Genomic DNA, 13,033 nt, shown 5'->3' with positions numbered 1-13,033 from the left:
CTTTACGAGGAGGAACTTATATGAAAAAATTATTAGTCATACATACAGGGGGCACCATAAGTATGTCGGAAGATGAATCAAATAAAGTGAGTACGACTACTGACAACCCTATTTCACATCATCAAGATGTCATTGCGAAATATGCAAAAATTGATGAAATTATGCCTTTTAACGTGCCGTCACCTCATATGACAATTGAGCATGTGAAGATTTTAAAAAATACGATTGAAGCACCAGAAAACTTAAATTATTATGATGGCTTTGTCATTACTCACGGTACGGATACATTAGAAGAAACAGCTTTTTTATTAGATTTAACAGTTGCTACTTCTAAACCGATTGTCATCACGGGCGCCATGCGGTCTTCAAACGAAATTGGTTCTGATGGTTTATACAATTTCATCGCTGCAATACGTGTAGCGATATCGGATGACTCTGAAAATAAAGGCGTAATGGTCGTATTTAATGATGAAATTCACACTGCACGTAATGTAACTAAAACACATACATCAAATACGAATACATTTCAAAGTCCTAATCACGGGCCACTGGGTGTGATAACGAAAGCAGGCATTTATTTTCATCACAGACCATATGAAAATCAAAATTTGCATCTGGTTGATTCTACTCTGAACATCCCCCTGGTTAAAGCATATATGGGAATGGGAAGTGAGATGTTGCAATTTTATGCAGATACACAAGTGGATGGATTAATCATCGAAGCATTAGGGCAAGGTAATCTGCCACCTACTGCAATGCAAGGGCTGAATGCATGTTTAGCACAAGGTATGCCCATTGTGTTAGTTTCACGTTCTTTTAACGGTATTGTAAGTGCTGTGTATGCGTATGAAGGTGGCGGTCATCAACTGTATGAAAAAGGTGTTATCTTCTCTAATGGATTAAATGGTCAAAAAGCTAGACTTAAATTGTTAGTGGCATTGAGTAACAAATTGACGCATCAACAAATACAAAACTATTTTAATGAATAAAACGATATCATTTGGATTTTTTAAGATAGGATAAAAGTGATTGTAGAAGAAACTATCTGGATTTATGAAAAGAATATGAATAAACAATAGAGCAGTCGTTGTCTATGTTATGCTTACCTTAGACAACGACTGCTCTATTTAGATACACTAAAGGTAGCGTATCATTTATGATTCTAATGGAGATTGTTTTTTCGTTAAAATATCTTGCGCAATCGCATCGCCATGATATTTACCATTTTCAATAAAAATTGTATTCGCATCATTTCCTGCTGCAATAACACCTGCAATATAACAATTTTCGATATTTGTTTCATACGTATCATGATGGTAAACAGGAGCTGTTCCAAAATCGTTTGTATGCACTTCGATACCAATAGATTTCAAAAATTCATAATCTGGATGATAGCCAATCATTGCAAATACATAATCATTTGGAATGGTGATACGTTCGCCTTCTTTTTCAAAAGTAACATGACTATCAGTAATTTGAGTGACAACACTATTAAAATGCATTTTCACGTTTCCTCTACGGACCAATGATTCAAAGTTTGGTAAAATCCATGGCTTAATAGAAGGTGAATAATCTGCACCACGATAGATTACGGTCACTCGTGCGCCCGCTTTTTCTAATTCAATTGCAGCATCGACTGCTGAATTTTTCCCACCGATCACAACGACATCTTGGTCAAAATAAGGATGGGGTTCTTTGAAATAATGCATAACTTTTGAAAGTTCAGCGCCTTCAACCTCTAATGTATTATGTTGACCATAATAACCCGTTGCAACAGTTAAGAAACGACATTGATAAACATCTTTCGTAGTAGTTAAAGTGAAATGATCGTCTATTTTCTTTACCGTTAAAACTTCTTCAAAAGCGTTAATATTTAACTGATGATACTTTACGACTTCTCTATAATAAACAAGTGCTTGATTTCTTCTAGGTTTAAGCTCCTCAACAATAAAAGGAACATCACCAATGCTGAGTTTATCACTTGAAGAGAAAAATGTTTGATGTGTAGGGTAATGATAAATGGCATCGACTACATTACCTTTCTCAATAATAAGTGTTTCAATCCCTTTTTTCTTTTGTTCTATAGCAGCACTTAAGCCACAAGGACCGCCACCGATGATGATACTCTCTATAGTTTTCATTTTTAAACAAGAACATTAAAAAATGATGGTGAGTTACCACATATTATGCTACTTTAATGTTCTATATAGCCTCCTAATTCACATACTAGCACAGTATATTATAAGAACTGTTATTTTCCTTAAGTATTATAACAAGTTTTTTTATGAATCTAAATTGAAATGTATGTACATAATGTTAAATTTTTTCAGGTTAACGAAGTGACTTGCATACTGGTTTATAGGTGTTTTCCTGCTTTTATATAGCTTATTATTAAGATGCACTCAATATATAAAACATAAATAAGACTAGGAAATCTTGATACATTTAGATTTCCTAGTCTTATTTTTAATCATTTGTATTGGTTGACGACGAGTGCGCTGTTTGCGCGTCCCCTCTGTCATATAAAATATAATAATTATGGAATAATCAATTGTTGTCCATTTCTAATGTTATTACCTTGGATACCATTTGCACGTCTAATTTTTTCAACATTTTCAGGAGAACCATTACCATAGTATTGAATAGCGATGCGATATAAGTTTTGGTTACCTGTTACTGTATGGGTATGGCCAGTATTGTTTTGGGCTTGTTGATTATTCGCTTGTCCATTTTGTTGGCCATATTGTTGATTACTTTGATTGTATTGTTGTTGATTTTGACCTGTAGTATCTTGTGCGCCGTTGTTATTTTGATCTGAAGCATTTGAGTCATCAGTGGCATTGTTATTATCAGCACTATTATTATCATCTTGATTGTCTGATTGTGCTTTATCATCATCTTTAGTCGAGTTATCTTTATTAGCTTCTTTATCTTTCTCTTTATCTGATTTACTGTGCTCTTTCGTTTCATGTTTTTGAGCAACGTGTGATGCGTGATCGCCTTGTTGATTATGATTAACGAGATAAACACCACCAAAAATGGCTAAAGCACCTAATAGAATAATCGCTGCTAATAAAGGTAACAATTTCTTGAATCTACCACCGCTTGATCTGCCATTTGAAACATGTGTTTCATGAGCGGGTTGACTGTTTTCAGTGCCTGTATGAGATGATGGATGTGTTTGTGACGCGCCTGCCCCTACTGCTGCGCCATTAATTACATTCTCTTTATCTGTGTTACTTTCATGTTGTGCTTTTTTATCATTTGATGATGGATCATCTTGATTTGAATGGACACCTTCTGAAGACTCATGATGAGCCGTTGTTTTATCGTGATGATGTTTAGCGATTGCGCCACCCCCGACAGCGGCAGCACCTGTTAAGGCAGCTTTGTCTTTACTATCGTTTTTTTTGTCATCATGTGTCTCTGAATCATGATTTTCATCGTGCGTTTGATCTGCTTTATGATCTTCTATACTTTGATCATTTTGATGAACTTCTTGCGTTGAATGCGATTTTGCCTCATCTTTTGCGATAGGTTGATCGTTTTCAGCTTTTGTATGTTCATCCTGATGATTAACAAAGCCCCCTACTTTCCCTGGTCTTTTTTGCGATTTTTCATTAGTTTCCTGTTCGCTCAAATCAGTTTGTTGATCTGCTTGATTTGCTTCATTTACAGGTGATGGACCATGCTCTCTCTTTCTATGACGTCTTGATGCATTTCGAGGTGGGAATTGTTGGTTGTTTTCAGTTTGTTGTTCTGAATCGTCTACATGTGTCTCACTAGATGGTTCATCATGATTGTGCGATTTTATTTCTTGACGACTCTGTTCGAATTCATCCTTAAAATTATCTTTTGACACATACATTCATCCTTTCTACGTATATTAAATATATAGCTATATTTAAGGAATTTAAAACATGATAACCTCAATTATTAAAGAAAATTTACCAACCGTTTACATATCCCGATGATTGAAATAGCTATTAAGTATTTATATTGATTATAGCGGTTTTAAAAACGCTGTGTAAAGCATTGTAAAAACTAATGAAATAAATTTTCTAATTTTTCACTGCAATCTAACTTTCGCTTCACTTTTTTCTTATTTTTTTCATATATCGGTTCGATTGTTTCGCAACGATCACAACATTGTGACACGGTTTCATTAGGCATTTGAAAATAAGAAAGGAGATGTTGTCTTCTGCATTTTTGAGTTAAAACATAATGATGCATATGACGGAAAGCGCGCAATTTTATTTCTTCATTTTGTTTGAAAATAGCACGTAATTGTGCGAGTGTAAAGGCTTCGCTCAAAACATCTAAAATCTCTATGATTTCTGAGTCTATCAATTGTCCGAGTTCATATTGTTGAATATCTATTTCTCTTATAATATTTCCTGTTGCGAGAGTTTCCATTAAATATTGGTCATCTGGTTGAAACAATGCAATCGCTTGGCTTTGTTGTCCATCTCTACCAGCACGTCCAATTTCTTGCATATAGCTAGAAGGACTTGGAGAAAGATGGAAATGAATGACTGTCCGGATATCCGGTTTATTAATGCCCATTCCAAAAGCACTCGTCGCTACAATGATGCGAATATCATTTTTTAAAAACTGTTGTTGCACCGTTAATCGTTCTTGATAAGACAAATCTCCATGATAAATCCCTGTTAAATAGCCCGCTTGATAAATGGTCTGTGCGAGTTCTAGGCAAACTTTTTTTGAAGAGACATAAACGATGGTTGGCCCAGAATACGCAATTTTGTCAATTAACCACGTCACTTTCTCTTCATGCGAAGACTTTAATTCAACGGATAGAGCGATATTTGGACGGTCCATTGAAAATTGAATCTTGTGCATCGGCTGTTGAATGACCTTTTCAATGTCTTCTTGTAAATGAATTGTCGCTGTTGCTGTTAATGCTAATACAGTTGCGTTTTCAAATTGTTGGGTTATCTTTCCGATTAAAGCATAATGCGGTCGAAAGTCAAACCCCCATTCAGAAAGGCAGTGGACTTCATCTAATACAACGATACCAAAAGGAATATTTTTAAATTGGTTGAAATAATGTGGTTGTAAAATGAACTCTGGGCTCACAAAGACAAAACGTGACGACTTTATTTTTGCGATCGACAGCCTTTTTTCTGCATCTTCTAAACCAGAATGAATGGCAACAACCTTTTGCTCTCCTTTCATCTTCATTTGCATCACTTGATCATCCATTAAAGAAATAAGAGGTGAGATAATGAGCGTTGGCTGTTGTTTCATATAAGTAGGTAATTGGTAACAAAGTGTTTTACCTGTACCAGTTGGTAATATGCCCAGTGTATTCTGATGTTGTAGCACACTGGTAATGATTTCTTCTTGTCCTGGTCTAAATGATGTAAAGCCGAAAAATTGTTTTAAAGCTGCTTTAAGCATCTAATTCTCCTTTAGCAATCCCTACAATTGCAAGTTTAATTTCAAAGTACGACATATTATCAAATCGTTCTTTATAACGTTTTAAACGCTGATACGGTTCAGCATTGTATTGATTAATAAATTCTTGATTAAAATGATGTAGAAAATCTTGATAGTTATACATTTGATTTTTCATAAATAAATCTAAAATATGATCCTCGATTGTATTTTCTCTCACACCTTCAATTTGAGCAATTTTTTGGAGGTTATAACCTTGATTTAATAATTGTGCCGTCTGATGTACAGGTTGTGAAACGTGAAGTCTCAGTGCACACTGAGAAAGTATAGGAAAGTCACTACTTTCGTTTATCATTAGATAAATTAGAACAAGTTCTTCATAAAACATTTTGAATAAATCTTCACTCTCGATAGATTCAATCATACTGATTTGGGTAAAAGTATACATCGGTTCATCAAAACCTGTTAATAAATAATGGCTATATATTTTTTCTCGTTGCGCTTCTAAGTTTTGATAAAGCGTACGTAATTCTTGCTCTAATTGAGATAAAATGTTTTCTATTTGGTCAGATTGATAAATTTGCTTTACAACTTGATGGACTTCAGTTTGAGACGAAATCGGTTGAAAAGCCATTTGATTGTGTCTGGCATAAGAATAAGTTTGTGTGAGTAGTTGTATGGCATTAAAAGAAGCTTGTAAACATGGAAAAGTAACTTGATTCGTTATTTTTAGTTCAGTCGTTATGGTTTCTTCTTTAATGATTTGTTCAAAAGTTTGCATCTTAAGCTTTGGTGCACAACCATATAAAGACAATAGATTTAAAGAGACCGCATCAAAAAAAGTTTGATGAGATTTTTTTCCTATGATAATATTAAAGATGCTTTTTTTAGTTTTATAGGCTGATGCATGATGATATGCATAATTAATTAAGTGTTTCATCATTTGACCTCATTCTAAAACGAATATATTGAAAATTTAAGTACACAGAACTACAATAAAATTATAATGTTAGTGTGGCACTTTGAAAAGGGAGGCGAAAAAATTGGCTAAATATACGATAGTTGATATGGATACTTGTATCGCTTGTGGTGCATGTGGTGCAGCGGCTCCAGATATTTATGACTACGACGATGAGGGTATCGCATATGTGATTTTAGATGACAACCAAGGTACAACACCTGTACCAGAAGAGTTGTATGAAGACCTTGAAGATGCTTTTGAAGGTTGCCCTACTGATTCTATTAAAGTTGAAGAGGAATCATTTGATGGCGATGCACTCAAATTTGAGTAGACGATAAACAGCGATGATTGCTAGAGACAAGATGTCTTTAATATAAATATAAAACAATCGAATGTCTAGGAATAGACTGAAGTTGAGTGGATGTTTTCATGTTGTACATCCTACTCAACTTATTTATTTTAAAGTTATAAATGTGCATTCAGCTCCACTTGTCATTAAAATTTTTCGCATAAAAAAGAGATGTGTCTTCACAAATTGTAGAAGATACATCTCTTTTTTGTTTAATGACAACATCAACGTTAAGCAGAATCATCTAGGCTGAATAGACTTTGTCTCAGACTTCCTAGTCATGTGCTTCGTTTGAATATGTTTTTATTTTAGAATATGGCCAATACGTTTATATAACAATATAAAGATGACTGATACTAATGCACCTTTAATGATATTGAATGGAATGATACCCGCTGCAATGATAAGCTTAAGATTATTCGCTACATCGGCTAAATTCATAATCATTCCAAACAGTGGAAGTAGTACGAAATAATTTAAAACACTTAGTAATACAGTCATAGCTAATGTCCCAACGATAAGACCAATGATTAATTGACGTGTTGTTTGACGTGATTGATATACCCAATAACTCACTAATAATAATGTTGTTCCAGCTAAAAAGTTGGCAACCGGCCCAACAGGATCGCTCACATTGAAAAAGAAATTAAGTAAATTTTTAATTAATTCAACTAAAACTCCAGCGATGGGTCCTAAAGTAAAAGTAGCTAATAGAGATGGAACATCACTAAAATCAATCGTTAAATACGGTGGTAAAAATGGAAGCGGGAATTTAATAAACATTAAGACCACCGATATGGCACTTAACATTCCCACAATAATCAAATGTCGTGTTTGCTTTTGTTTCATGAAAAAACCTCCTATTAAATTCATCTTAGTTGAATAGGAGGATTAAAAAGCAACACAAATAAACCTCCATCTTCTCCCATCCAGACTTTACTGTCGGCTCTAGAATTTCACTAGATCAGCCACAAAATATCAAGATTTTGATTTTTTGCAGGTCGCAGGCTTTAATTTACTGCCGGTTGGGAATTGCACCCTACCCCGAAGATGAATTCGTTTTTCTATTTTAATGAGTATAGTGTACATGAGAATGCAGCCCAAAACAATGTTTTTGCAATCATTTGACAGTAAGATTCTTTGATGGGATGGTTTTATTTGAAATTTATCGTTTACTGCCAAGTGTCATTGACGTAAAAACAGATATAAGCGCATTATCTTCTTAATTATGAGGGGTTGGATGCTTCTAATTACAGAGAGAATTGCAGGATTGCGCGCCTTTTGTATCAAAAATAGGCTTGGTGATTGGCTCGTCAGGCCTATTTATAATAGAGTCACGAAATTTTTTTATCATATAAAGAAAGCGCTCAGACGATTTCTATTTAAAATCATCTGAGCACTATTGATTTTGCGACTGATGCCCTAATTTTATTAGCCTACTAAAGCGTGATAAATACCAAGTACACAAAAAAACAGGCACTTAAATATTTTTTAAACTTTATGCCTTCTTTTTAGGCAGTGTGATGGTAAAGGTTGTTCCCTCGTTGATGCGACTGTCAACATCGATGTGGCCACCATGCGCTTCAATAATCATTCGCGTGATAAATAGCCCAAGTCCAGTACCTTGTTTTCCGCGTTTACGAGCAGCATCAACTTTATAAAAGCGTTCAAAAACTTTTTCTAAATGTTCGGAAGGAATACCTACTCCTGTATCTTTAACGATTAAAATTTGTTGGTCTATAGTTGATTTTGCATGAATAGCTATCGTATCCCCTGGTTGTGTGTATCGAGAGGCATTATCAACTAAGTTAGTTAGCACTTGCTCCATACGATCAAAGTCATAATACCAAGGTAAGGCCATTTCGCCATCGAGTTGAAAATCTAGATGTAAATCGAGCTCATAAGCTTGTTGTCTGTATTTAATCGCCATTTTTTTAATTAAATCACTCATCGGCTGGACTTCTTGCGTTACATTTAGACCTTCAGCATCCATTTTTGCTACGTTTAACAGTTCATTAACGAGTCGACTGAGGCGTTTAGATTCATCTAAAACGATAGACAAAAATTCATTAATTTCATCAGGTTCTGTAACCACACCATCAACAATTGACTCAGTATAGCCTTGTAATAATGAAATAGGCGTTCTAAGTTCATGAGAGACGCTAGCAATAAAATCTTTCTTCACTTGTTCAAGCTCATGTTCATTCGTCATATCTCTGATAATGACCACAAGCCCGCCTTCACCATTCGTTTGAATATTATGAATGTAACTCATAATGACCACATAAAAGCGTTGATTCATCTCATATTCTCTGAATTCTGTACTTTGACTTTTAAAAGTATCATCAATTTGTTGATCGAACATCTCTTTATCATGCGCGTTCATTTCTGACAACATCCGTTGTGCGAGCTGATTTGAGATGATGGTTTGTCTATGATGATTAATCCCTAACACACCTTCAACCATTGAATTGATTAATGTATCTCGAATATTTTTAGAAGTGACTAATGCATCGATATGACTCTGGATACTCCGACTCATTTTGTTAAAAGTCATTGCCAATTCGCCAATTTCATCTTTTGTTTGAACGGGTACACGTTTATCATAATTTCCACGCGCGACCTCCCTTGCCTGCGTTTTAAGTTGACGCAAAGGATGTGTAATACGTGTTGATAAGAAAAATGCGAAAATGGTCGTAATCGCTAAAAAGACGACAGCTGTGATTAAAATAATGATAGTAATAATATTATTTGTTTCATCGATGCTTTTTAAGTCTTGATAAATAAAAATAACAGAGGCTTTGCCGGTTGAATCTTTCGACGGATACCCTAGCAATACAAAAGTATGTTTTTTACCATCAATATTAAACATGACATGTTGAAGTTTCGATTTATTTTGTGTTAAAACTTTTTCAAATAATGCATGTTGATTGATTTCTTTTAACATTTTAGATTTAACTACATCATGCTCATTGATATGAAGGCGATCGGGTAAGATAATGAGACCTTTATTATTTTCCAATAGGTCTTCACTATGTTCGATTGCTATTTTACGATTGTGACTATTTTCAATCACTTTACTTACATTTTCAGCACTTTTATAGAGAGAGCGTTCTGTTTCTTGCGTAAAATAATATTGGAAAAATGTGATGAGTGCAGCGCTTAATAAAATTAAAACTGTCGTTACTATTAATAAAATAGTTAACCACAGTTTTATAACGACATTATTGAGTCGTTTCATCCGACTGAATAACTTCAAACTTATAGCCTACTCCCCATACAGTTTGAATCATTTTAGCTGCATCTGCAGAAACTCGATTCAGTTTTTCACGCAAGCGTTTGACATGTGTATCCACAGTTCTTAAATCACCGTAAAATTCATAGTGCCAAACTTCTTTTAATAATTGCTCTCTATCGAAAACTTTATTTGGCGTTTTAGCTAAAAAGATGAGTAATTCATATTCTTTAGGTGTTAAATTCACTGGTGTTTCATCCGCTAAAACTTTATGCGCATCATTGTCAATTGTGAGATGTTTAAACTCAATCATATCACGCGCATGAGGTTCATTTTGTTCAGCTGTTGCTGATTGTGTCCGGCGTAAAAGTGCTTTGACACGTAAAACGACTTCGCGAGGTGAAAAAGGTTTAACAATATAATCATCTGCACCGGATTCGAAACCTTCAACACGATTATTTTCTTCGCCTTTTGCTGTAAGCATAATAATTGGCGTATCTTTCGTTTCGCGTAATTTCATCGCAACTTCAAGACCATCCAATTCAGGTAACATCAGGTCTAATAAAATACATGCATAATCGTATTTCGTTGCTAATTCTAATGCTTCGCGACCATCACTCGCTTCAGCTATCTCGTAACCTTCTCTTTCTAAGTACAATTTTAATAATTTTCTAATACGATGTTCATCATCTACGACTAAGATTTCATTAGTCATCATGACATACCTCCCACACATGGTGACATTTCTAACCTAAAGTTTATTATAGCATATCGAAATATCTGCTTGATAATAAAACAATGAATTTGAATTAAAATTCCATAAAAAAGAGTATGCCTGTAATTTTAATCTTAAAAAAGTATTATTTTTTTAAAACAAAAGATTTAATAAGATGTGCTTGTTAGCATCACACTTTTAAAAGGAAAAATAATTTGATTTAACAATTAGACGACGTCCACACACGGTTTGTTTTCAATGAAACATGGTATCACGCAAACGGACTGTGTTCACTTATTGATTCGTACCGCTTTCAGCGAGTTGTCTCAATGATTTAACCTCATGTGGTGATAATACTCTGCCTTCTCCTGCACCTAATCCTTTTAATGTTAACGGTCCAAATGAAACGCGAGATAGTTTTTGAACGTTAAAACCAAAATGTTCAAACATTCTTCTCACCTGTCTATTACGTCCTTCTGTAATTGTGATTTCTACTAAAGAACTATTTTTCTCTTTATTTTGTTTTTTGACTTTCAGTTTTGCAGGTTGTGTGAGTCCATCTTCAAGCATAATTCCTTTTTCTAATGCCTTCACTTGATCTCTTAAAATATATCCTTCTATTTTAGCAACATACGTTTTTGGTATTTTAAAACGAGGATGTGTCATTAAATGCGTAAAAGCACCATCATTCGTTAACAATAATAAACCGGAAGTATCATAATCTAAGCGCCCTACTGGATAGATACGCGTTTCAAGATCGTCGAAATAATCAGTGACCACTTTTCGACCACGATCGTCAGAAACACTCGTAATGACTTGGGCAGGTTTATAAAATAGAATATATAATTTATCTTCCAGTTCAAGAGGAATCCCTTCCACACTGACTTCATCGGAAGGGCGGACTTTCGTTCCAAGTTCAGTGACTGTAACACCATTCACTTGTACTTTACCTTCTTGGATTAATGTTTCTGCTTTACGTCTTGACGTATAGCCGCTATTTGCGATCCGCTTTTGTAATCTTTCTAATTCTTTGCTCATTATGATTCTCCTTTTTGATTCACTAACTGACTAAAAAAGGATTCGATTTCCTCTTCTTCCTCATCAGTTGTAGGCAATGCTTCTAAGTTTTCTAAGCCAAACACATTTAAAAACAATTCAGTTGTATATAATTGTTGACCTCGGGCTTCAGGGTTATTTCGAGGTTCAATTAAACCTTTACCAATCAGCGTCTTAACTGGACCATCTGAACCGACGCCTCTAATTAATTCTATATCATTTCTAGTAACAGGTTGATTATAAGCTATGATAGCTAAGACTTCCATGGCAGCTTGTGAAAGTTTTGTTGATGCTTTATTAATAATCAGCGACTCTATATAAGGTTCAGCTTCTCTTTGCGTTGTTAAAATAAAGCGATTACCATATTGATGGATTTCAAGTCCAGGTAAATTTAATTGAGAAATTGCCGTGTTTAACGTGTCTGAATCAACAGCTAGTGTTTCGAGTAATTGTGCTTCATCAATGCCATCTTCACCGACTGTATACAAAATTGCGGCAAGTGCTTCTATTGTATTAAGTGTCATAATTAACCCCTTTACTGATTTCGATATTCTGAAATGCTTGAACTTGTTGTAATTGAATGATGCCATTTTTGGACATTTCTAACAAAGCTAAGAAATGCGTGACGACATGTTCAATCGATTCATGAAATGTAAACAAGTCAAAAAACGAAATGCGAGTAGATGTTTTTAACTGATCATATATGTGCTGGGTCGATTGTTGAATCGTATACGTTTCTTTTCTTATATCTACTGTTGTTGGCTTCTTAAGTGCAACACGGGTTTTCATTTTTTGATATGCAACGATTAACTCGGTTAAATCGATTTGAGTATCGGGTGACATGCGCTCAGATTGCTCATAATGTGACAAATCTGTCGGCGCTTTTGTGTAATAATGCGCACGAAGTTCGCGTTGCTCGTTTAACATTTCAGAATAGGCTTTGTAGTTTTGATATTCAATTAATTTTTCAACAAGTTCGTCACGTGGATCCTCTTCTAATAAATCCTCTTGGGGTGTGTCAGGTAATAACATTTTACTTTTAATCATTAAGAGTTCAGAAGCCATTAACAAATATTCACTTGCGATATTAATTTCGAGTTGCTTCATTGCATGAACGTACTGCATATATTGCTCTGTTAATTCACGCATAGGAATATCATAGATATCAATTTCGAATTCATTGATCAAGTGCAACAACAAATCCAGCGGCCCGTTAAAGGCATCAAGTTTTACTTCATACATGGATGATCCTCATTTCATATTGCAAGTCATGTGCATAATAACAAAAAATATTATAGC

General features: G+C 34.6%; 12 protein-coding genes and 1 riboswitch. Of the genes, 2 read left to right on the top strand and 10 right to left on the bottom strand.

Going from position 1 to position 13,033, the window contains the following annotated elements; genetic code table 11:
• Positions 1-20 precede the first annotated feature (20 nt).
• Positions 21-989 (top strand): asparaginase, encoded by a 969-nt coding sequence (locus tag MUA40_RS06470; protein ID WP_262569256.1) that lies wholly within the window; start codon positions 21-23, stop codon positions 987-989.
• 165 nt (positions 990-1,154) lie between these two features.
• Here the strand turns inward: MUA40_RS06470 and ypdA are convergent, their stop codons facing one another.
• The 4 genes from ypdA to MUA40_RS06450 form a co-directional block, all read right to left on the bottom strand.
• Positions 1,155-2,141, bottom strand: coding sequence for a bacillithiol disulfide reductase YpdA (gene ypdA / locus MUA40_RS06465; protein ID WP_262569255.1), 987 nt, complete (start codon positions 2,139-2,141; stop codon positions 1,155-1,157).
• 395 nt (positions 2,142-2,536) lie between these two features.
• Positions 2,537-3,868: a LysM peptidoglycan-binding domain-containing protein gene (locus MUA40_RS06460; RefSeq protein WP_228446195.1), complete on the bottom strand. Its 1,332-nt coding sequence runs from the start codon at positions 3,866-3,868 to the stop codon at positions 2,537-2,539.
• A 176-nt stretch (positions 3,869-4,044) separates the two neighbouring features.
• Entirely contained in the window at positions 4,045-5,421 is a 1,377-nt protein-coding gene (locus MUA40_RS06455; protein WP_016425120.1) for a RecQ family ATP-dependent DNA helicase, read from the bottom strand.
• A complete protein-coding gene (locus MUA40_RS06450) occupies positions 5,414-6,358 on the bottom strand; it encodes a helix-turn-helix domain-containing protein (protein WP_016425121.1) in 945 nt (314 codons plus the stop codon). The genes MUA40_RS06455 and MUA40_RS06450 overlap by 8 nt, the downstream gene beginning before the upstream one ends.
• A gap of 103 nt (positions 6,359-6,461) precedes the next feature.
• Here MUA40_RS06450 and MUA40_RS06445 point away from each other — a divergent pair, with 103 nt between their 5' ends.
• Positions 6,462-6,710: a ferredoxin gene (locus MUA40_RS06445; RefSeq protein WP_014613875.1), complete on the top strand. Its 249-nt coding sequence runs from the start codon at positions 6,462-6,464 to the stop codon at positions 6,708-6,710.
• Positions 6,711-7,031: 321 nt separating this feature from the next.
• Here MUA40_RS06445 and MUA40_RS06440 read toward each other — a convergent pair whose 3' ends face one another.
• The 6 genes from MUA40_RS06440 to MUA40_RS06415 all read right to left on the bottom strand — a co-directional run bounded on the left by MUA40_RS06440 (position 7,032) and on the right by MUA40_RS06415 (position 12,976).
• Positions 7,032-7,577, bottom strand: coding sequence for an ECF transporter S component (locus tag MUA40_RS06440; protein ID WP_167732774.1), 546 nt, complete (start codon positions 7,575-7,577; stop codon positions 7,032-7,034).
• Positions 7,578-7,641: 64 nt separating this feature from the next.
• Positions 7,642-7,784: riboswitch (FMN riboswitch) on the bottom strand.
• 442 nt (positions 7,785-8,226) lie between these two features.
• On the bottom strand, positions 8,227-9,969 hold the full coding sequence (locus MUA40_RS06435) for an ATP-binding protein (protein WP_037559135.1): 1,743 nt from the start codon (positions 9,967-9,969) through the stop codon (positions 8,227-8,229).
• A complete protein-coding gene (locus MUA40_RS06430) occupies positions 9,953-10,678 on the bottom strand; it encodes a response regulator (protein WP_037559271.1) in 726 nt (241 codons plus the stop codon). The genes MUA40_RS06435 and MUA40_RS06430 overlap by 17 nt, the downstream gene beginning before the upstream one ends.
• 294 nt (positions 10,679-10,972) lie before the next feature.
• On the bottom strand, positions 10,973-11,716 hold the full coding sequence (locus MUA40_RS06425; protein ID WP_016425125.1) for a pseudouridine synthase: 744 nt from the start codon (positions 11,714-11,716) through the stop codon (positions 10,973-10,975).
• Entirely contained in the window at positions 11,716-12,258 is a 543-nt protein-coding gene (gene scpB, locus MUA40_RS06420; RefSeq protein WP_016425126.1) for an SMC-Scp complex subunit ScpB, read from the bottom strand. The genes MUA40_RS06425 and scpB overlap by 1 nt, the downstream gene beginning before the upstream one ends.
• On the bottom strand, positions 12,248-12,976 hold the full coding sequence (locus tag MUA40_RS06415) for a segregation and condensation protein A (RefSeq protein WP_016425127.1): 729 nt from the start codon (positions 12,974-12,976) through the stop codon (positions 12,248-12,250). The genes scpB and MUA40_RS06415 overlap by 11 nt, the downstream gene beginning before the upstream one ends.
• Positions 12,977-13,033: the final 57 nt, after the last annotated feature.

Source organism: Staphylococcus schleiferi (genome assembly GCF_025558325.1).
Taxonomy (GTDB): Bacteria; Bacillota; Bacilli; order Staphylococcales; family Staphylococcaceae; genus Staphylococcus; species Staphylococcus schleiferi.
Note: the sequence above shows the minus strand (reverse complement) of the source record. Positions and strands in the feature narration are given on the sequence as shown.

Coding starts and splice junctions, on each gene's coding strand:
- MUA40_RS06470 (WP_262569256.1), top strand. CDS start 21: ATGAAAAAATTATTAGTCATACATACAGGGGGCACCATAAGTATGTCG.
- ypdA (WP_262569255.1), bottom strand. CDS start 2,141: ATGAAAACTATAGAGAGTATCATCATCGGTGGCGGTCCTTGTGGCTTA.
- MUA40_RS06435 (WP_037559135.1), bottom strand. CDS start 9,969: ATGAAACGACTCAATAATGTCGTTATAAAACTGTGGTTAACTATTTTA.
- MUA40_RS06440 (WP_167732774.1), bottom strand. CDS start 7,577: ATGAAACAAAAGCAAACACGACATTTGATTATTGTGGGAATGTTAAGT.
- MUA40_RS06460 (WP_228446195.1), bottom strand. CDS start 3,868: ATGTATGTGTCAAAAGATAATTTTAAGGATGAATTCGAACAGAGTCGT.
- MUA40_RS06430 (WP_037559271.1), bottom strand. CDS start 10,678: ATGACTAATGAAATCTTAGTCGTAGATGATGAACATCGTATTAGAAAA.
- MUA40_RS06455 (WP_016425120.1), bottom strand. CDS start 5,421: ATGCTTAAAGCAGCTTTAAAACAATTTTTCGGCTTTACATCATTTAGA.
- scpB (WP_016425126.1), bottom strand. CDS start 12,258: ATGACACTTAATACAATAGAAGCACTTGCCGCAATTTTGTATACAGTC.
- MUA40_RS06425 (WP_016425125.1), bottom strand. CDS start 11,716: ATGAGCAAAGAATTAGAAAGATTACAAAAGCGGATCGCAAATAGCGGC.
- MUA40_RS06450 (WP_016425121.1), bottom strand. CDS start 6,358: ATGAAACACTTAATTAATTATGCATATCATCATGCATCAGCCTATAAA.
- MUA40_RS06415 (WP_016425127.1), bottom strand. CDS start 12,976: ATGTATGAAGTAAAACTTGATGCCTTTAACGGGCCGCTGGATTTGTTG.